General features: G+C 41.5%; 20 protein-coding genes and 1 pseudogene. 19 read left to right on the top strand and 2 right to left on the bottom strand.

All coding sequences use genetic code 11. The features are described from left to right. The first annotated feature begins 75 nt into the window (after positions 1–75). Complete coding sequence (locus BN6465_RS14225) at positions 76–1,707, top strand: PucR family transcriptional regulator (protein WP_066736443.1); 1,632 nt, start codon at positions 76–78, stop codon at positions 1,705–1,707. A gap of 116 nt (positions 1,708–1,823) precedes the next feature. Then, positions 1,824–2,480, top strand: a complete 657-nt coding sequence (locus BN6465_RS14220; protein WP_066736442.1) for a PHP domain-containing protein — start codon at positions 1,824–1,826, stop codon at positions 2,478–2,480. Between the two features lie 70 nt (positions 2,481–2,550). Here BN6465_RS14220 and BN6465_RS14215 read toward each other — a convergent pair whose 3' ends face one another. Next, positions 2,551–3,453, bottom strand: a complete 903-nt coding sequence (locus BN6465_RS14215; RefSeq protein ID WP_066736441.1) for an NAD(P)/FAD-dependent oxidoreductase — start codon at positions 3,451–3,453, stop codon at positions 2,551–2,553. 223 nt (positions 3,454–3,676) lie between these two features. Between BN6465_RS14215 and BN6465_RS14210 the strand changes: the two genes are divergently transcribed. From BN6465_RS14210 to BN6465_RS14195, 4 genes are read left to right on the top strand one after another with little or no spacing between them, the layout of a single operon-like run. After that, positions 3,677–5,086, top strand: a complete 1,410-nt coding sequence (locus BN6465_RS14210) for a Wadjet anti-phage system protein JetA family protein (protein ID WP_066736439.1) — start codon at positions 3,677–3,679, stop codon at positions 5,084–5,086. After that, a complete protein-coding gene (locus BN6465_RS14205) occupies positions 5,079–5,741 on the top strand; it encodes a DUF4194 domain-containing protein (protein WP_066736437.1) in 663 nt (220 codons plus the stop codon). The genes BN6465_RS14210 and BN6465_RS14205 overlap by 8 nt, the downstream gene beginning before the upstream one ends. Continuing rightward, on the top strand, positions 5,698–9,138 hold the full coding sequence (locus BN6465_RS14200; RefSeq protein ID WP_066736435.1) for an SbcC/MukB-like Walker B domain-containing protein: 3,441 nt from the start codon (positions 5,698–5,700) through the stop codon (positions 9,136–9,138). The genes BN6465_RS14205 and BN6465_RS14200 overlap by 44 nt, the downstream gene beginning before the upstream one ends. Further along, complete coding sequence (locus BN6465_RS14195) at positions 9,065–10,288, top strand: Wadjet anti-phage system protein JetD domain-containing protein (protein ID WP_066736433.1); 1,224 nt, start codon at positions 9,065–9,067, stop codon at positions 10,286–10,288. Before BN6465_RS14200 ends, BN6465_RS14195 begins: the two co-directional genes overlap by 74 nt. A gap of 26 nt (positions 10,289–10,314) precedes the next feature. Here BN6465_RS14195 and BN6465_RS21025 read toward each other — a convergent pair whose 3' ends face one another. Then, on the bottom strand, positions 10,315–10,467 hold the full coding sequence (locus BN6465_RS21025; RefSeq protein WP_199882844.1) for a hypothetical protein: 153 nt from the start codon (positions 10,465–10,467) through the stop codon (positions 10,315–10,317). A gap of 126 nt (positions 10,468–10,593) precedes the next feature. Between BN6465_RS21025 and BN6465_RS14190 the strand changes: the two genes are divergently transcribed. The 13 genes and pseudogenes from BN6465_RS14190 to BN6465_RS14125 all read left to right on the top strand — a co-directional run bounded on the left by BN6465_RS14190 (position 10,594) and on the right by BN6465_RS14125 (position 18,823). Further along, the gene (locus BN6465_RS14190) at positions 10,594–11,373 is read left to right on the top strand and encodes a class I SAM-dependent methyltransferase (RefSeq protein WP_066736432.1); all 780 of its coding nucleotides are present in this window, start codon (positions 10,594–10,596) and stop codon (positions 11,371–11,373) included. 203 nt (positions 11,374–11,576) lie between these two features. Beyond that, positions 11,577–11,648 (top strand): annotated as a pseudogene (locus BN6465_RS21725) (hypothetical protein); the annotation flags it as partial. Positions 11,649–11,687: 39 nt separating this feature from the next. Next, a complete protein-coding gene (locus BN6465_RS14185) occupies positions 11,688–12,128 on the top strand; it encodes a TetR/AcrR family transcriptional regulator (protein ID WP_227183358.1) in 441 nt (146 codons plus the stop codon). Positions 12,129–12,477: 349 nt separating this feature from the next. After that, the gene (locus tag BN6465_RS21610) at positions 12,478–12,729 is read left to right on the top strand and encodes a CPBP family intramembrane glutamic endopeptidase (protein WP_227183360.1); all 252 of its coding nucleotides are present in this window, start codon (positions 12,478–12,480) and stop codon (positions 12,727–12,729) included. Positions 12,730–13,130: 401 nt separating this feature from the next. Beyond that, positions 13,131–13,952: a helix-turn-helix domain-containing protein gene (locus BN6465_RS14170; protein WP_066736427.1), complete on the top strand. Its 822-nt coding sequence runs from the start codon at positions 13,131–13,133 to the stop codon at positions 13,950–13,952. A gap of 3 nt (positions 13,953–13,955) precedes the next feature. Next, entirely contained in the window at positions 13,956–14,417 is a 462-nt protein-coding gene (locus BN6465_RS14165) for a VOC family protein (protein ID WP_066736425.1), read from the top strand. A 342-nt stretch (positions 14,418–14,759) separates the two neighbouring features. Further along, positions 14,760–15,230 (top strand): GNAT family N-acetyltransferase, encoded by a 471-nt coding sequence (locus tag BN6465_RS14160; protein WP_066738683.1) that lies wholly within the window; start codon positions 14,760–14,762, stop codon positions 15,228–15,230. A gap of 135 nt (positions 15,231–15,365) precedes the next feature. Further along, complete coding sequence (locus BN6465_RS14155; protein ID WP_066736423.1) at positions 15,366–15,944, top strand: DUF3795 domain-containing protein; 579 nt, start codon at positions 15,366–15,368, stop codon at positions 15,942–15,944. An 89-nt stretch (positions 15,945–16,033) separates the two neighbouring features. Continuing rightward, complete coding sequence (locus BN6465_RS14150; protein ID WP_264466687.1) at positions 16,034–16,585, top strand: YdeI/OmpD-associated family protein; 552 nt, start codon at positions 16,034–16,036, stop codon at positions 16,583–16,585. Positions 16,586–16,628: 43 nt separating this feature from the next. Further along, positions 16,629–17,039, top strand: coding sequence for a VOC family protein (locus tag BN6465_RS14145; protein ID WP_066736421.1), 411 nt, complete (start codon positions 16,629–16,631; stop codon positions 17,037–17,039). A gap of 78 nt (positions 17,040–17,117) precedes the next feature. Beyond that, positions 17,118–17,510 carry a DUF6608 family protein gene (locus BN6465_RS14140; protein WP_066736419.1) on the top strand — a complete coding sequence of 131 codons (393 nt, stop codon included), beginning with the start codon at positions 17,118–17,120 and terminating at the stop codon, positions 17,508–17,510. Positions 17,511–17,572: 62 nt separating this feature from the next. Continuing rightward, complete coding sequence (locus BN6465_RS14135; RefSeq protein WP_066736417.1) at positions 17,573–17,944, top strand: hypothetical protein; 372 nt, start codon at positions 17,573–17,575, stop codon at positions 17,942–17,944. A gap of 654 nt (positions 17,945–18,598) precedes the next feature. Then, entirely contained in the window at positions 18,599–18,823 is a 225-nt protein-coding gene (locus tag BN6465_RS14125; RefSeq protein ID WP_066736413.1) for a hypothetical protein, read from the top strand. Positions 18,824–19,241: the final 418 nt, after the last annotated feature.

Genomic DNA, 19,241 nt, shown 5'->3' with positions numbered 1-19,241 from the left:
TGTTTGTTGACACAAATCAAAAACAGGTGATACACTTGTTTCAGATTCAGGGAATCATACGAAGGAGGTTCGAAGATGGGAATATCGATGGGGGACTTATTGTCACAGGAGTTTTTCAGTGACTTTATTGTTGTGGCAGGAAGAAAAGGACTTCACAAGGAGGTGCAGGGAGTGGCGGTGGCAGACGCGCCGGATGCATTTCGATGGTCTAAAGGAAAAGAATTGATTATGAGTTCCGGTTATGTGATTGCCAAAGAACCTGACTGTATCAGACAGGCATTCGAGGAGGGGAGCCTGCAGAAGTCCTCCGCGATGATGATTAAAAGGGAGCGGCATCTGGCCCGGATACCGGAGGAGATTATCGCGCTGTTTGAAGAGCACAATATTCCATTGATCAGTATGCCCTTTGAGATACCGTATATGGATGTGATGAAACAGATAAATACGATTGTAATGAACCGCACAATTCGGAGATTCCAGATACAGCAGAACAGTACGTTTCAATTAGCGAACATTACTTATAGAGAGCAAAAAATTAAAAAGATTCTTCAGGCAGTAGAAATTGAGATGAACTTCCCGGCCTTTCTCTATGACGTGGGTGAGGGGGAAGGGTATTATAGCTCATCTAATTTTAAAAAAATATCGGACGCTTTTGGATTGGAGGAGCATGACTACTGGAACCCTCAGCGGGAACATACACAGCATACATTATGCGATTACATTCGAATGTCCAGAATACGCCTGATTGACCGGGAACATCCGGATAACCCAAGGGTGAGCTGGATATTGATTCCAATCAGTATCGGAGGGCAGATACAGGCTTATTTTGTGGTGATGGAATCCAGAGAGTTTTTAGATTATTATGATGAATATTCCATCCGCATAGCCTATTTGCTGCTTCAGGCAGTCTATGAGCAGATTGTAGTTGCCCGCAATGCAGGGAACATTGGATTTGAGAACTTTGTGCTTCTTGCCATGAACGTCTCAGAAAAGGAGCGTGACCGGCTTCTCTATCAGGCCAGCCAGCAGGGACTGTCTATGAATACCCATTATATCTGTATTCTCTTCAGTCAGAAGAATGGAGATGTGAGCGCGAGAGGTGAGAGGACAAAATATGTGCATGCTTTTCAAAATAGCGCCATTTCACAAAACGCAAAGATTGCGTTCTTGGACGAAAATGAAGGAATTATTTTGATAGAAGTACCGGAAAAAACAGTGTATGAGAAAGAGTATTTGAAAAATCTGATCATAGATTTTCGTAAGAGTGTGAAAGAGCAATGTCCTGATATGGACTTGGAGTTTGCGGTTCTCAGGGAGGGCAGACAATTAGCGGATTTAAAACAGAATGTCGAGAAGTGCAAAAGGATACTTAGAATGGGAAAGGCCCTGTTCCCTCAGACATATATCTGGGATTATGATATGATTGGCCCTTTTACATGGCTTCAGATACCGGATGAAGAAATGGAAATTTTATTACAAGAGTATCAAAATCTACTGGATGATGAAAAGAATATCGAATTACTGCGGACGCTGAAAGTGTACTTGGAAAATAATATGAACTATAGTATTACGGCCGAAAAAATGTACGTGCATGTCAACACAATACGAAAAAGGATTGACAAGGTGAATCAAGTCCTTCATATTGATTGGGAGCAGTATATGTCCAGACTAAAGGCAGAAATCATGCTGCAGTTTTTAGATTTATAGTCATAGATGTCACCTATAAGCATCCATAGCTTATAAATAATTTTTATTAGTAAAAATCATCTGTTAATGGTAGCATATTTATAACAAGGGAAATCCGTTTTTGAAGGAGAACTGAGATGTTTATAGATATGCACATGCATGAATCAACGTATTCAAAGGACAGTAATCTGAAGTTGGAGGAGATGGTCAGTCTTGCAAAGCAGAGGGGGCTGGGGGCTATCTGTATTACAGACCATGATGATATGGGACTGAAGAAATATGCCGAAGCATATGCGGACAAGACAGGCTTTCCGATTTTTGTTGGTATCGAATATTATTCTCTGCAGGGAGATATCGTAGCCTTCGGAATCCATGATTATCCCAAGGAGCGTGTGAGCGCACAAGTATTTATTGACAGTGTGAGGGCGCAGGGAGGGATTTGCTTCAGCGCCCATCCGTTCCGCAACAATAACCGGGGACTGGAAGAAAAGCTGATGACGGTCAAGGGGCTGGACGGTGTGGAAGTGTTAAATGGCAGCACACTTCCGGAGGCCAATCAGAAAGCGGCTGACTATGCAAGAGCTTTGGGGCTTGTGACAGTGGGGGCCAGCGACTGCCACATACCGGAAAAGCTGGGGATATTTGCGACTTATTTTCCGGAGGATGTGAGGACGATGGAGGAATTCATACGGGTATTTAAGAGCGGTGGATGCCGCCCGGCATATTACTGGGGCGGAGAATATAGATTATGGGATATGAATGTGGCGATTCACAAGCCGTTTAAAATCGCATAGAGATTGACTCAGATGACAAAAAAGTCCGTGTAACATTGATTACGCGGACTTTTTTGGCATAAAGGAAATATTAACATGCGGACGCGGCGTTGATTGCGGCTATGGCGCCGTCTGAGACCGCGGTGGCAACTTGGCGTACCTGCTTTACGCGGATATCCCCGGCGGCGTAGACACCTGAAAGCTTTGTCTCCATCTTTTCATTCACCGGAATGAAACCGTCTACAAGGTCAAGCTCTGAGTAGAGCTCTGTATTAGGCGTGGCTCCTGCGTATACAAAAATGCCGCATCCCGGAGCGTCGACGGTTTCAATCCATCCATCATTTTCGCTGATAATCTCTAAGCGGTCAACCTGCCCATTACCTGAAACGGCGTGTAATCTTGCGTTCAGGCGGACGTTAATATTGGATGTCTGATGGACTTTGTCCGCAAATTCAGGAATACATCCCAGCTTATCTTCAAAATGGATAATTGACAGCTCCTTTGCAAAGCGGGCGAGGTACAGCGCTTCCTTGACAGCGCCGTCCGCGCCGCCGATTACATAGATGTTCTTACCCTGATATGATTCACCGTCCTTGGCGGCATTCATGCCAATTCCTTTGCCGGTGAACTCTTTTTCACCGGGGATTCCTAGTGTGCGGGGCGTGCTCCCGTTTGCCAGAATCACTTTTTTCGTTTCGTAGCAAGAGCTGTCCGTGTAGATTAATTTTGTCTCTGCATCCAGCTTTACGTTCGTAACAGTTTCATAAAGAATCTCCACCCCGGCATTGAGGGCCTGCGATTTCAGCCTTTCGGCGAAGGTGGCCCCTGTTTCGTTCTCTATAATGGCAGAATAGTGTGTGACCGTGGAAACTTTTCCGATGATTCCGCCCACTTCTTTCTTTTCAATAATTAATGTTTTCTTACCCCGGCTCACTGCGTAAATCCCGGTGCTGATTCCGGCGGGGCCGGCGCCGATAATGATAATATCGTACATAGAATTTTATACATCCTTTCCTTAAATGAACATTTATATGTTTACAGCTATTGAAAAACATAACATGAATAAAGCATAAAGTAAAATTATATATTATTATTTACTAATAACAAATTTTTATTAACTAAAAAATGGCGAATCAATCGTCCTCCGGGCATGTCGGCGGAAACGGTTGCTATGAATACGGCGTGTCTGGTATAATCTGCTTTAAGGAGTGAAAAAGATGATATTAAAGAATAGAATTCCACAGGGGTTTTATAAATTATTCCGCACTCAGAATATGGATTGTTTTATGCAGGTACTAGTCACGGTATATGAAGAAAACAGTGAATATTATACCTCCCTTGGACTTACGGAACATGAGTGCAGGGCCCTCATCAACGAGGAACTTACGCGCATCAAGGCCGATTGGGTCGTAGAGGTGGAGGAGGACGCGGAGGAGATGACGGTGGGGGTCAATGGGGCTTCTGTGTTGAACAGGCTGATTAGCTGGGGCTGGCTGCGAAGTGATTATGATGAGAAGCTGAATGCAAACGTCATTTCTTTTCCGGAGTATAGTCAATTATATGTGGAGCTTTTCCGAAAACTGATGCGCGAGGATGACAGTCAGGAGCGGGAGAGTATTCTTTCTGTATATAGTGCGCTCTATACTTATGAATCGGACCGGGAGAAAAATAATGATATTCTGAATAATGCGCTTCAGAAATCCAGAAGCTTGGGCCAGCTTCTTACAAATATGCAGGACGGGATGCGGGCGTATTTTGATGAGTTGTCGAAGCAGAAAGAATTTCTCGGTATTCAGAAGGTCTTGATCGATGAGATGAATAATAAGGACAGCAGAAAGTATGCCATACTTACTACGACGGACAGTTTCTATCGCTACAAGGAAGCCGTAAAGGAGCTGATCAGTAAGATACTGGAAGCTAATGAGCTGCGGAAAATGGAAGATGAGAAAATAAGTTTGACGCTGGAGAAGGACAGTGTGCCTTATCTAAGGATGCAGAAGCGCCTGCAGGGCCATGAGGAAGCCAGCCGTCTCGTCTATTTGATTGAGCGGGAGTTTGATCTTATAGAGAAAAAATATAATAAGCTGATTGAGCAGAAGACAATATTTGCCGGGCGGGCTGCGGCCAGAATCCGGTATATTCTGCAGGAAGGCTCCGGAGATCAGGACAATACGATTGTCTTAGTCAATCTTTTGGCAAAGAGCGAAGACAGAAGAGATATTCTTGAGAAGCTGGGCGGGAGGATGACGTTCTCGGCGCCTTATAGGGGGATTACGGAGAGCAGCCTATACGCCAGAAGAGAGAGGCAGGAGAATGAATTCCGTCCTGAGCCGGCAGAAGATGTTCAGGAAAATGCTGCAGAGCAGATGGAAGATTTTGTACCGCGTCCGCTGTATACAAAGAGGCAGATAGAGGCGTTCATAGAGCGCAACAAAAAGAACGGTGTGTTTGAGGCTGATGAACAGTCCGTACAGAGTATGGAAGATTTGGAGAAGCTTCTGTTTGTATGGCAGTATATGACGAAAGACCGGGACGGCCAATGTACGGTAGAACTGGGGGAGGAGATACGGACCGGCGCAGGATTTGCATTTACCAATTTGAAGATAGTGGAGGAGCGATATGATTGAATATCTGGACAGGCTGTCCGTCACAGAGGCGGAGGAGCTGAAGCGGACGATACGGGAACTGTTCCGGCAGACGTGCATTTTGAAAGTAAAATATGACCCGGTCACTTTGATACAGAAGGATAATCCTAGATACCGGATATGTGACATACATAAGGAGTTCATACGTGACTACCTTTCTGTTACAGGATGTGAACTTTTACATGATCCACAGGAGTATATCTTCCGCATCAGCGGTGAAGGTGTTATGACTGAGAAGCTCAGTATGACTACGACTCTGCTGGTGCTTATTTTGAAGCTGATATATCGAGATAAGATTATGGGGGAGGGCCTCCGCGCCACAGTCACCACCCTTGAGGAAATTCGTGAATATGGAAAGAATACGAATCTAATCAACCGAAAGCTGACCAATCAAGAATGGCAGGAAGCGCTGACTCTGATGAAGGTTCATCAGATGCTGGAGATACCGTGCGCCATTGTAAACGTGGAGGATTCTACGCCGCTTTACATTTACAGTACTGTCAATATTTACTGCAAAACAGCGGATATCAATGAGCTGGTCAGTCAATATCAGGAGGAGGCCGAGAGGCTTGTACAGTCAGAGGAGGATATACGTGAAGGAAGCGAAGAAAATTATCACCAGAATGTGCTTGAATAACTGGGGAGGAATTACACACAAAATACTCACATTTCATGAATACGTGAATCTTTTCAGTGGGAAGAGCGGTTCTGGAAAATCTACGGTGATGGATGCCATTCAAGTAATTCTCTACGGAAGCTTTTCTCCTTCCTTCTTAAATAAAGCGGCAGACGATGCCAAAAATAGAAGGAGTGTACTCAGTTATCTGAGAGGCGAGCAGAAGGACGGGACTGCCAACCGTGAGGGAAAGGATTTTTGTTCTACGATTGTGCTGGAGATAGAGGATACGGCCAACCACATTGTAACTTGTGCGGGCATTGCCTTTGAAGTGCGCAGGACAGACAATGAAATCCGTAAATTCATCTATTTCAGTCATTCCGGACAGATGCCGGAGGGAGGATATCTTACCGGTGAGGGGATTCCCTATGACAACCGCCAGATACGGGAGCTGATAGAGGAGCGGGCGAAGTCCGGGGATAACCGGGGCAAGGGGGATGTGAACCGGATTTATACTTCAAAGGAGTCTTATCTGGCTACGCTGTATGACGTGATTCTCGGTTATATTGACGGGACACGGTTCATGACCATGGAGAAGAGCGCTATTGCGCTGAAGATGACCAATGGAACCGGACAGTTCATCCGAGACTATATGTTCCCCAAAAGTGAAGGGCGGGCGATTGAAAAAATCAGTGAGCAGCTGGGCGATTACCGGGATATTAAGGAACAAGTGGAAGATTTGGAGAAACGTATCGGATTCCTGACCCGGGTCAGCGACGCGCATAAGTCACTGGTAAAGGTGCAGGCCGATATGGTCCGCGCACAGTCCTGCCTGCGCTATATTGATATTGATACACTTAGAAATAAAATTGCCGCCGATTCTCAGGAATTGGAGGATACTCTGGCAAAATCCGGCGAGCTGTTGTCCAGAGACCGGGAATTGAAACGGAAGAGAGAAGAGGTCAAGGATGCACTGATCAAAGCAGAATCCGACTTGAAATCCACAGATTACGGAAGCAAAAAGGAGCGTCTCACAGAGCTTTCCAAACGGACAGAGCTGCTGGCGAGAAACAGTAAACAATGGAGAAAGACGGTTACGGCCCTTAACCGGTGGGCGCAGGAAGATGTGGTGACAGACTACGTCAGCAACCCTACTCTGGATAAGATTGAGGAGTTCCAAAAGGGCTGTGTCAGCGCCGGGCAGTGTGAAAGCCTCAGGGAGGGACTTGTCGCTGCCAGAGAAATGATTCGGGAAGAAATTGAGGAGCTGAAGGAAGAGAAGCGAGAAATCCTTAAAGAGTATGAGGAGAAAAAGAAACGTGTAGATGACTTGAGAAACGACAGAAAGTCTTATGGCGATTTGAATGAGCGTGTGCGCAAGGCCCGCCGCATGTTGAAAGAGCGTCTAAGCGCCTCTTACGGACATGGGGTCGAGGTACATATTCTTGCAGATATGTTCGATATCCGGGAGGAAGAGTGGAAAGACGCGGTGGAAGGGCGCATGGGGCGGTTAAAGCTGTGTCTGATTACGGAACCCAGATTTGCCCATGATGCTGCCGTCTTATTCCGCTCTATGAAAGAGTTTGAAGAGATAGAGGTCATTAATACGAAGGCGCTGGCGGAGAGTGAACCCCGGGTGCTGGAAGGGACTTTGTATGAGGCAGTGACTACGGATATTCCGTATGTGGACAGCTGCCTGAGGCGGTTTCTCGGGCACATTGTGAAATGCCATTCGGTGGAGGAACTGGAGGAGGTCAAAGATGGAGTCACTCCGGACTGCTATTCCTACAGTAATTTCCGCTTCCGGCATTTGAAAAGACGTGACTATACGTGGAACGCCTGTATCGGAAGGAAGGTTTCCAAGGCAAAGCTTCAGGAATATGAGGCAGATGTGGAAAAATTATCCGCCCAATTACAGGAGATTACCTATCAGCTTGAATGCCTGACCGCATCTATGGAATTCGAGATACTGAATACAGACGGAGAGTATCTGTCAGAACTTTCTATGGCACAGGAGGAGCTGGAGGCCGCTTTAGAGGAACAGGCAAGGCTTTTCGAGGTCATCAGGGAGCTGCGGGAAGGGAAGTATAAGGAGCTCGAGGAGCGGGTCACAGTTCTGAAAGGACAGTCGGACGAGGTGGAACACGCCATTGAGCAGAATAATAAACTGTGGAATGATTTTCAAAGAGCAGAGACCCGCCTTCTCACAGACATTCAGAATAAGCAGGAAGAGCTGGAGGCACAGCAGCTCGGCTATAAGCCGAACGTAGAGGTGGAAGCCGAAGTGAGAGAAGCGCTTACTAAGATGAGCGGACTTGCGTTAAAGGGGCGGATACGCGCACGGATAGAGCGGTTGGGAGAAGAAGAGCAGCGGGCGGATGATGAGCTGGCAAGAGCCAGAAATGCATATATTTTTGCATACCCGTCCTGCAATTTGAGTGGAACAGAGAAGACCAATGACGCTTATGACAGTCTGCTCAGCGACTATCTGAACAACTATAGACCCGAGTATCAGAAGGAGTTCGAGAGGCAGTGCGATTTAATCTATAAGAGCCTTAGGGATAACGTGATAGCGACGATCCACGGGGATATCAAGGCGGCCAAGCGCCATGCCGCCGAGATTAACCGGATGCTTCGGGATACGAACTTTGCCGACAGTATCTACCAGATAAAGATAGAGCCTGCCAAGAACGAGAATGCACAGTTCTATGAGATGCTTATGGCGGAGGAGCTGGACAGCAAGGTTACCTTTGATGAGGAGATAGAAGGACAGTTGAGCCTTGGAGAAGACACGTTCCTCAAGAAATACGAGCGGCAGATCAATCTCCTTACAGAAAAATTCATGCCGGTGCGGGATATGGACGAGACCCATGTGGCTAAACGCAGGCAGGAGATGGAGCGCTACGCAGATTACCGCAATTATCTCGCCTTCAGCATGTATGAGCGTGTGGAAGATGAAAACGGCAATGTCCGTGAGAACATGGTGGATGAGATGGCGGGAAGAGACTCCGGAGGCGAGGGGCAGAATCCAAAGTATGTGGCGCTCATGGCAGGGTTTGCCATGCTGTATATGTCCCACAGCAACCGGGATTCCAGAATTAAGCTTGTACTTTTGGACGAAGCATTCTCGAAGATGGATCAGGAGCGCAGTGAGGTGTGCCTGAAATATGCCCGCAAATTAAATCTTCAGTTAATTGTCTGTGTGCCGGATGAACGTCTCCAGTCCTTGATTCAGAATGTGGACAGTGTATATGGTTTCCGCAGACATCAGAACCACATTACCATGATGCACATTGATAAAGGGCAATATCTCCAGATGATGGAGGGAGAGGCAGAAGAGAGTGATGAAAAAGAAAGGCACACAGCAGACGAAGACGGCGGATTTAACGGCAGCGCAGTGGCTGATTCAAAAATATAATACAAAAGATTGGCGGATAGGCAAGGTTTCTGGGTGGAAACACGAGGAAATAACACAGGATGTCATTGACTTGTTTGGTAAACAGGAGCTGATTGCCCAGATAGGAGAATTGGAGCGGCTCGGATTTCTCCGTGTGGATTGGAGGGAATTCCGTCAGGATGTTAAACAAATTCATTTTCCCATGGAAAAGATGGATTCGCTTTGTGAATTTGCAGGTGAAGAGAATCCTAAAATCCAGCTTCAGAAGGTGCGTGAAGTCATCTCATATTGGAGAAAAGATGCCGTGCGCGGTCAGGAGGGGCCAGACTGTGCTTGGAAGAAAGCGTACTATGATTATCTGTGGGGGATGACTGAAAGAGGGAATATTCCCTCACAGGCACAAGATGAAAATCTTTTCCTTTGCCTGAACCGGCTGCCGGGGCAGAAGAGAGACAGTTGGAAAAGGACATTCAGCGCAGAGATTCTAAAGAACTCCAAGCTGTTCGAGTTGAAATATGAGAGACGGATTCTGACAATCCTGAGGGAGTATTCGCCGTTTGTCCTGCCTGAGATGGAGGATGATGAGGTACTTGCAGAGCATGGTATATTGACCTATTCACAAAGGCTGGAGTGGAAAGGACCCCTTGTCTATGAACTGGAAGGATGCCGTATTGATACGAAGGATATGATTTACGGTACGGTGATCAATGCCCAGACCTTAGAACATGGAGTTCCACTGAATGCTGGAAATGTAAAGAAAATAATTACTATAGAAAATAAAGCGAATTATGAGGCGGCGGCTTTCGCTCGGGATACGATTTTCATCTTCTCACATGGATTTTTTTCACCCAAAGAAAGAAGGTTCTTGGGAAAACTGAGAATGATGCTGGACTCACAGACTGAATATTACCATTGGGGCGATATGGATTATGGCGGCATACGCATATTTAATTATGTGAAGAGAAGTATCTTTCCGGAAGTGAGGCCCTTGTATATGGATAGAGAAAATTATGAACTGGCGCTCGAGGCGGGCGTCGGGATTCCACTGAAGGAGAGCAAGCGCGAAAAACTGGAGAAGATAGATGCGGGAGATTTGGACGAGCTGAAGCGTTTGATTTTGGAAAATGACATGGAGATAGAGCAAGAGACCCTGTGTACGAGGCTGATGTAAAACAGGGTCTCTTTTCTGAATGGCTTCTATTGTGTGAATGGGATGCCTTTTACGATGCGGCGGTATAGTTTCCAGATAATAACAGCCGGCAGCCCAAGGCTGATAGCGATTGTTGTGACGAGGCCGGTCAAGCCTCCGATTACCATGAGAATCATCATTCCAATATTACCTAAATCCATCTCGTCAACTCCTTTATCGTTCGATAGGAGTATTTTAATTCTTGATAGTATAAAAGAAAAGGGTTTTGACATTTCCTTAGCGGAATCTTAGCACCTGATTATCATAATTTTTTAGGAGGTATTATTATGAATACATTTGAATTTGACGGCGAAAAATACAAAACTGCTTCTATCCACCAAAAAGAATGGGGAGAAAATCTAATATCCCAATTATCTTTACAAGGACATGAGAGGATATTGGATTTAGGATGCGGTGATGGAGTTCTAACAGAGCAATTATCTTCAATCGTATCAGAAGGAAAAGTGAAAGGTATTGACGCTTCTATCGGAATGATTAAAACTGCACAAAAGATTAAAAAGGATAATCTTGAGTTCGTTCAAATGGATATTAATGCAATGAATTTTACAAATGAGTTTGATGTCATTTTTTCCAATGCAGCATTACACTGGATTAAAAATCACCAGCAACTTTTGCATAATTCTTATGAAGCATTGAAAACAGGCGGTGTAATATTATGGGATTTTGGGGGAGAGGGAAACTGCGCTAATTTTTTTGCTGTGATCCGCAGAAAAATATTTGAAGATAAATATGTAGAATTTTTCAAGGATTTTGAATGGCCCTGGTTTATGCCATCAAAATCTCAGTATGAAGAAATTATTTCCAAAATCGGCTTTTCAGACTATGCAATTACAGAAGTAAATAGAGATAGATTCTTTTCTAATGCCGATGAAATGATAAAGTGGATAGAGCAACCGAGTATTATACCATTTATCCAATGTGTTCCAGATAGATTAAAGAACATTTTTCGTAAAGAAATAATTGAAGAAATGCTTGCCAAAACTCAACAACCAGATGGTACTTGTTTTGAAACATTTCGTAGATTACAGGTCTTTGCCAAAAAATAACAACAAATATCAAACAAGAAAAATAGAGCTGGTAATTTTAGTATATATGAGTCAATTTTGTTGACAGGATATAAAACAAGAGACACAATCTATATGACCGAATAAATATTAATAGTCATATAAAATGGGGGGACGTTTATGCCAAAGTTTAGCGAAACTGAAAAAGAAATAATAAGGGAAAAAATGTTGCGAGAGGGCGAAAGATTACTTACATTATTCGGCATAAAAAAGTATCTATCGATGAAATCGTAAAAGCTACTGGTATTGCCAAGGGTTCTTTCTATTCATTCTACCCAAATAAAGAGTCCCTTTACATGGATATAGCTGGAAATCTTCAAAAAAAGATGTGGTCTGAAATGGATGAATTTTTAAATGAAAATAGTTCCTTACCTCCTAGAATGCTTTGTAAGAAGTGCTTTCTTTGTATGTTTAATGGATTACAAAAATATCCTATGCTGAAACGAGCTGATAGTGAAACGGCAGAATATTTATTTCGTAAGTTACCACGTGAAGTAATGGAAGCTCATTCAAAAGATGATAGTCTTGAAATAATTAAATTGCAAGAATATGGTATCCATTTCAATTGCAGTATTGATATTACAACAAAAATATTGCAGACATTAGCAATTAGTTTTCTAAATCTACAAAAAGATAATACTGATAATCAACAGGTTATTATGGAGGTTATTTTAGATGACGTATTAAAAGAAATTATTTGCGAAGAAAGTAATATCAGTCAAATAGAGGTGATTTAATGAAAAATAATGAGCCTAAAACTATATCATTATCAAAGTCATTTTCTATATTTATGATAGCAGGAATACAATTTTATGTTGTTATTAAAATTTTGTCCCTTGGTTATCCCATTGTTTAAATACAACAGAATATATAGTGTGGATGTTTGCAGGAACATTTTTACTTTTTATTCCAATATTTTCTACTGCATTTATATTATTGAAAAAGGATGGGTATGCGATGAATTTTAAAACAATTCAGAGTGCACTTTATTTACATAAATTAAGCAAAAAAGACTATCTATGGATTGTAATAGGTTTAATAATTGCAGGATTATTATGCTGTATCACCTTTGCATGGAAGTGAATTATGGTATGCAATTTTTCCTCCTGTGTTTTTTTCTTCAATTATGTAGGGGAAGAAATACTGTGGCGAGGATACATTTTACCAAGACAGTTAAATTCTAATTATGGAAAATATGCCATACTCATAAATGCTTTGTTTCATTGCAGTTATCATTTTGTTTTTGGAATAAATATGTTAATGTCTTTCAAAGATGATTTGACAGATATAGAGATTGAAAATTTTGTTAATGAAGTCGATAAGACGGTCCAGAAATAAGAGATACCACAACCAGTATGTTGATTTCCTATGCACGAAATCGAGGGGATTTTTCAACAGCAGGAGGGATACAAAGATGCAGAAAAAATTTGGGAACATCGAGTGCTTAATGGAGTAACAGAGATACAGACAGCTTTTGTGCCGTATTATCTACAAAGGAAGAATACGCATTTATCCGTGACTGTACAGGCTTTGAAGAAATACTTGCACAATTTAAAAATTGAGCACACAGGTATAGAATGGACTTTTTATGGGAAATCCGGAAGCAACAGAAGAGGATCAGCTGCGCATTGCGAATGTTTCGATTTCAGAAAACAAAAAAGTATTTAGTGAACGAAAAATAAATTTTTTCATACTCTTTTTACATAGAGAGATGCTATACTAACGTAGGAGAAAACTTTATGATTTTTCAAAAGGAAAAGCAATTCAATGTTTTGCCGTCCCATATGGGCCTCAGAAACTATATTCAGTATTATGATGTCGTGTTCCCGCAGAAGGATACGTTCCTTCCTCAATATACGCTCATGCCTAACGCTTGCGGAACATTGTCGCTTGCTTTCGATGGAGACATAGTAAAGGCCGAACTATGGGGCGCGTCCCTGACACCTATACCGTTAGGCGCGGAGCCAAACAGCTATCGCATCCTGCTGCTTATTCAACTTTCGCCATATGGCTTGTATCAGATTACTCGCCAAAGCCAAGCTGAATTTGCGGACAAACGCCTTTCGCTCGTAGACATTGACTGCGAGCTTTACAGATTATTGCATCAAGTATTTGTGATGTCAGAAACCACAACTGAGCTGGTAAATGCTTGTGAAAAAATATTATACCAACGCATGGAAAAGCAGGTCGTTTCGGACGCTTTGCTATTTGCAACCACATTGATTTCTGATAGACACGGGCAAATACAAGTGCAGGAAACTGCCCGGCAATGCGGTTATAGTGAACGACACTTAAACCGTCTGTTTCTCGCACAAATCGGAATGAATGTTAAGAACTATGCGCGCTTAGTCCGTTTTAATTATGTTCTAAAGCATATTCAAACATCTTCCTGCTTCTTTGCTGCATTGTCGCAGCAGGCCGGATACTTCGATCAGGCCCATTTTGATAAAGATTTTAAGGCCATCAGCGGTGTCAGCCCTCAAAATTATTTAAAAACCATGTCTGATTTTTACTATGATGGGACGGAAATTTATCATATACTTTCCTCGAAGGAGGAATAAAACATGAAATATCAAGGTTGCCTTTTGGCGGTTAAGGATATATCCGCCGCTAAGAACTTTTATGAAACCGTGCTTCATCAAACCGCTGTAATGGATATTGGCGAACATGTAGCCTTTGAAGGTTTTTCCCTGCAGCAGGGGTATGCTGAAATTGTTGGCATAGCTTCCGATAGCCTGAAAGAGCAGTCACATAACTTCCAGTTATATTTTGAAGTGGAAGATTTAGATCAGGTGTGCGCCGAGCTGAAATGTATACCTAATCTGCAGTGGGTACATGAAATCAGGGAATATCCTTGGGGACAGCGCAACATTCGGGTATATGACCCGGATAAACATATTGTGGAAATCGCAGAGGATATGACTATGGTGTTCAAACGCTTTTTCGCTCAAGGCATGTCGTCTGAGGAAGTTGCCAAACGTACCATGTACCCTCTCGAAGCCGTAAACCAGATACGTGGTAATTAGATGAGCGACATAGGGCGGCCTTGACAAAGCAAGGCCGCCCTATGTCACTTAGAGAAAAGGAGACCGCCTATGAACTGGGAATCGTGGACGGGCTGTTACCAAATAAGTGACGGTTGTGCAAAACTGTTATTTTTATGGACCTTACGCAAAATGTTATAGTCAGAATACGATCCTTAAAACTGATAAATTTGACTGGTCCATCCATAAAATAAAAGGGCGAATACAACATCAAAGCGGATGGACTGATTCCCTGTATCTTTTCCCGATGATTGGGTGACATTAACCTTCATTTTAATGTATAATCAGAATGAGGACTATAAAATGCATTTTGAGGATAAATATATGTTTAAGATTAGAAAAATGGAACAGACGGATTTGCCCGTTTTCAAGAAATGGCTGTATACGCCACACGTTGCCAGATGGTACCACAATCCACTGGATTGGATTCATGAAGTTGAGGAGCAGGACGGCGAGTTTTACTGGATTTACCACTTTATTGTGGAGCACGAAGGTCAGCCCATCGGTTTTTGCCAGTATTACGCCTGCAAAGACAGCGATGAGCTATGGGGAGGATACACAGCGTTGGGCGGGTCTTACAGCATTGACTACATGATTGGGGAATCCGACTGCCTCCGCAATGGATTTGGCAAAATGATTGTGGCGGACTTAACAGACAGGATTGCCCTCCACCCTGATGCCAAAAGAATTGTGGTGCAGCCGGAGCCGGAAAACGAGGCTTCCTGCGGTCTGCTGCTATCTTGCGGCTTTGTGTTTGACGCGGAAAAAGAGATTTATATAAAACTTTTGCCTTGAACGGTAAGGCGATTGTTCGATAAATCGAAATTAATATAGAAAGACAATTATGCAAAAAAGTAGTTGTAGATAATTTATGTTAGCTCCGATGAATAAGCTGAACAGCGCGACAAATCGGAATTGACGGAGGTTTTAATGGATAAAGAAAGGAAAATGGTGATTTCCAGTTTATCCGAGAGAAAAAATAGAAATTTTAAAGGAGGTGCTGGAATGTACGATTTGCCTTATGGCTATTGTGGTATCATGTGCGCTTTGTGTAATCGTCATATTGTGAATGGAGATAGTGCTTGTTCTGGTTGTTCTCAAGATGGTTATTATTCTGCACCATGTAAGATTGCCAAATGTTGTAAGGAAAAGAAAATGCTTCATTGTGCATTATGTAAAGAATTTCCTTGTGAAAAAGTAAAAGAAATCGGAGACTTTAGTGACCTAAATACTAATGAACATTATACTAAGGTTTGCCATTGTATATTGGAAAACGGATTTGATATCTGGTATCAAGAATATAAAGAACGAAAAAATCTTTTAATGACAGCTTTAGAAAAGTATAACAACGGCAGAATGAAGCGGTACTTATGTGAATTGTTTATGCGCGAAGATTTAGTGGACTTACGAGAGATAATGGAGGTTGCTAATAATGATTTAATCGGTACACCAAAAGAGCTTTCCACTCAGTTTAAGTCTATAGTAAACAGCATTGTCAAATCAAGATAAATTCCCGTTTAGTCGGTAGAAAAATTGGTAATTGCACGCTTTTGGCGAGCAAAGCAAACGATAAGGAGGGATATATCATAAGCGAAACAATGAAATTTGACAATAGAAAAGAATTTCGTGAATGGCTCAGTGAACATTGTCTTACAAATGATGGTATTTGGCTCTTGTTCGGTAAGGCTGGTGGGCCAAAAACTATAAAAGCAGGAGAGGCTCGGGAAGAAGCTCTCTGTTTTGGCTGGATTGATGGACAGATGGAAAAGATTGATGATAAGACATACAAGAAGTATTTTTCTCTGCGCAGAAAGAATAGCAAATGGTCCGAGAAGAACAAGGCGCTGGTGAAAAAGCTTGAGGAACAAGGGCTTATGACTAACTTTGGCAGGAAGAAGGTAGATGAGGCCAAGAAGAACGGTCAGTGGGATGCTTCAAACCCTCTGGCAATCATTACAGAGGAACAGATTGCCTGCCTGTCTGCATTGTTGGAAGGGTACGAACCCGCTCACACAAATTTTCAAGCCATGTCTCCATCCGTAAAGAAGACTTATACACGGGCATACTTTGACGCAAAGACAGATGCCGGACGGGAAAAGCGAATTGTCTGGATGGTGGACAGGCTCAATAAAAATCTAAAACCAATGTAATCAGTTTTCTGGAAACTTTGAATTTGTAGAGGGGGTATTGATAGTGAATGGAAAAGATGTACGTATCGGCGTGAGTCTGCTGGTCGGTGACATGGAAAATATGGTTCGATTTTATAGAGATACACTAGGCTTTCAAACTCAATGGAGTGGTGGACCTTTTGCGGATTTTGAAACTGCAAGTGGAGAACTATCCTTATTTATGTATAGCAGGAAAGAATTTGTAAAGGCAATAGGAGAAGACTATGTACTTCCAAAGGGTATCAATCAGACATTTGAAATCGCTCTTTGGCTACCCAATTTTGCTGAGGTAGATTTGGAGTATGAGCGTCTGTCAAAGTTGGGTGTGCAGTTTCCCACAGGAGAACCCATCACTTATCCTTTCGGTATCCGCAATTTTTATGTAGCTGACCCAGAGGGGAATTTGCTTGAAATTGGAAGTACAAGTGAAACATAGGCTAGAAACTCTACAAATCCCAGTTTGTATAAGTAAATAAAGAACTTTAAGAATTTGAATTTGAGGGGGTAATATACAATGTTAAAAGAAGCTCAAAAATACTTCTTGCTTGTTTGTGTATTGTTTGCAGTAACAACATTTTGTAGCAGTATTATCCAACTTGCAATACAGGAAAAAGGATATGACAGCAATACACATATTTTATTACGGGGAGCTATTTGTATTCTAGGTGTAGGCTTTATCTGTCTTTTTAGAACCGTAAAATTAAAAAATAGATTACTACAAGAATGTGTACATTATATAGTTTCATTACTTCTCATCCTATTATTTATTTTTTGCTTAAGTTTCTTTGTTGAAATTGGCGAAAAACCACCTTATCCTATTTTTGCATTAAACTATACAGGAGTATATGCTGTTATCTTTGCTGTATCATATTTTAATAAAAAAAAGAAATTTGAAGATAAAAAATAGTGAAATTTCAGATAAAGAAGTGATAAGAAATAGTAAAAATTAGAAGTTAGAGAGGTGTGTAAATGTATTTATCTGAATATTGCGATGTGAATTATGAAGAGACTTATAATGTAGTATTTGTGAAGTGGAAAAAGTTTTGTTGTAAAGGTAATTATAGAAAACCTTTAGAGTATGCATTAGAAGTCATAAAGCAATACAAATGTAATTATGTTGCGGATACCAGAACTGGATTTGAAAACATACCAGAAGATACTAAATGGGTTGCTGACTATTTTATGCCTAAGGCAGTTGAATATGGGTGTCAATGTATCTATTTTATCATTGATGAAAAGAATTCATTGAAAGAAGAATTGGAAGGGCAGGAGAAAGATTCTGATAGTTTGATACAGTTTAAATATATCTTTCAAATAGAAGCAATTTTAAATAATTCATGAGATGAATCATATTAAAAATTCCAGTTTATATAAAAGTGAAATATAGTAAAAAGCTAAGACATGAAATGGGATGCATGATGAGCAAACATAGTCTCAAGCAAAATTTAATATTTTATGTGATTATATTTCTTGGCTATTATGGTTGTCCTTTATTGATAAAAGATACAGGGAGTGGAATATTACTTATGTTAATTGTTATTCCACTTATTTGTTTAATTACATCAATCTTTTATGGCATAAAAAATAATTTTCGCTATTGGTATACATTGATTGTGGCAATCATGTTTATCCCATCCATCTTTATTTTTTATAATTCGAGTGCTTGGATTTATACATTCGTATATGGAGGATTTGCATTGATTGGAAATCTTATGGTATTACCATTCAAAAAAAGATAAAGAGTGGTTACATAGAAAAAGCGGAAATTTAAGGAGTAGTTCGATATGCAAATCAAAATAAAAGAAGTGAAATTTTAAGCAAAGTCCAGTTCTTATATCCAGATAATAAAATTATTGTATCCATTGAAAGATGTGATGTGGATGCTGAAAACATTGATGATAGGATCAGAAGAAAACATTTTTATGTTAAAAACGGTGCTATGAAACCCAAGATATGGAAAGAATAGTTGTGAAAGCAGGCTATGGAGGTCTAGCAATGAAGAAACTATATAATATTTTGAAAATAGTATTGTTGTGCTTCATCGGAGTTTTTATAGGGAGCAGCATTTATCAGTACTATGATTACAAAACACATCCTAATATATACGCGTCGCAATCCGCTCCGTGGTATGTGGGTATTGAGATTCGGGTAATACTTACAGCTATTATTGTTATGGCTATTCTTATAACAATGTGGATTATAAAAAAGAAAATTAAGTGAATAGTATTATTAGAACTTAGCACCCTCGTGTCAATAGCATCCACATATAAAAAAGCTATGCTTGCGTTTATGACTTGCACCTGTGCGCTGACAGGTGCCACTCATATAGTAAACATAACAGTTACGAGAGCGCTTATAAGTGAAGGGGTAGATATTCCTACCTATTTTCAAATTGGTTTTTGGCCATCTGTTGAAATGGCTATAGACTATCTGGCATGGGGGTTCTTCACTGGTCTTGCCTTTTTGTGCATTGGCATAACAATTACGAATAAAGATAAAGTAGAATGCAATATAAAAACAACCTTGCTAATCAGCGGTATTTTCTGCCTTTTTGGATTTTTCGGCACTGTATTTATAAACGAAAACATATGGTATTTTGCACCGATGGGATACGGAGTAGGAACAATAATTATTTGCA

The organism is Bariatricus massiliensis, assembly GCF_900086725.1.
GTDB lineage: Bacteria > Bacillota > Clostridia > Lachnospirales > Lachnospiraceae > Allocoprococcus > Allocoprococcus massiliensis.
Note: the sequence above shows the minus strand (reverse complement) of the source record. Positions and strands in the feature narration are given on the sequence as shown.

What these genes read in the sequence shown, in the direction of transcription:
- BN6465_RS14205 (WP_066736437.1), top strand. Translation starts at nt 5,079, where the DNA reads ATGATTGAATATCTGGACAGGCTGTCCGTCACAGAGGCGGAGGAGCTG.
- BN6465_RS21025 (WP_199882844.1), bottom strand. Translation starts at nt 10,467, where the DNA reads ATGGATTTAGGTAATATTGGAATGATGATTCTCATGGTAATCGGAGGC.
- BN6465_RS14170 (WP_066736427.1), top strand. Translation starts at nt 13,131, where the DNA reads ATGATTTTTCAAAAGGAAAAGCAATTCAATGTTTTGCCGTCCCATATG.
- BN6465_RS14185 (WP_227183358.1), top strand. Translation starts at nt 11,688, where the DNA reads ATGGATATAGCTGGAAATCTTCAAAAAAAGATGTGGTCTGAAATGGAT.
- BN6465_RS14160 (WP_066738683.1), top strand. Translation starts at nt 14,760, where the DNA reads ATGTTTAAGATTAGAAAAATGGAACAGACGGATTTGCCCGTTTTCAAG.
- BN6465_RS14210 (WP_066736439.1), top strand. Translation starts at nt 3,677, where the DNA reads ATGATATTAAAGAATAGAATTCCACAGGGGTTTTATAAATTATTCCGC.
- BN6465_RS14215 (WP_066736441.1), bottom strand. Translation starts at nt 3,453, where the DNA reads ATGTACGATATTATCATTATCGGCGCCGGCCCCGCCGGAATCAGCACC.
- BN6465_RS14150 (WP_264466687.1), top strand. Translation starts at nt 16,034, where the DNA reads ATGAAATTTGACAATAGAAAAGAATTTCGTGAATGGCTCAGTGAACAT.
- BN6465_RS14225 (WP_066736443.1), top strand. Translation starts at nt 76, where the DNA reads ATGGGAATATCGATGGGGGACTTATTGTCACAGGAGTTTTTCAGTGAC.
- BN6465_RS14190 (WP_066736432.1), top strand. Translation starts at nt 10,594, where the DNA reads ATGAATACATTTGAATTTGACGGCGAAAAATACAAAACTGCTTCTATC.
- BN6465_RS14195 (WP_066736433.1), top strand. Translation starts at nt 9,065, where the DNA reads ATGAAAAAGAAAGGCACACAGCAGACGAAGACGGCGGATTTAACGGCA.
- BN6465_RS14220 (WP_066736442.1), top strand. Translation starts at nt 1,824, where the DNA reads ATGTTTATAGATATGCACATGCATGAATCAACGTATTCAAAGGACAGT.
- BN6465_RS14125 (WP_066736413.1), top strand. Translation starts at nt 18,599, where the DNA reads ATGAAGAAACTATATAATATTTTGAAAATAGTATTGTTGTGCTTCATC.
- BN6465_RS14135 (WP_066736417.1), top strand. Translation starts at nt 17,573, where the DNA reads ATGTATTTATCTGAATATTGCGATGTGAATTATGAAGAGACTTATAAT.
- BN6465_RS14140 (WP_066736419.1), top strand. Translation starts at nt 17,118, where the DNA reads ATGTTAAAAGAAGCTCAAAAATACTTCTTGCTTGTTTGTGTATTGTTT.
- BN6465_RS14165 (WP_066736425.1), top strand. Translation starts at nt 13,956, where the DNA reads ATGAAATATCAAGGTTGCCTTTTGGCGGTTAAGGATATATCCGCCGCT.
- BN6465_RS21610 (WP_227183360.1), top strand. Translation starts at nt 12,478, where the DNA reads ATGGTATGCAATTTTTCCTCCTGTGTTTTTTTCTTCAATTATGTAGGG.
- BN6465_RS14155 (WP_066736423.1), top strand. Translation starts at nt 15,366, where the DNA reads ATGGATAAAGAAAGGAAAATGGTGATTTCCAGTTTATCCGAGAGAAAA.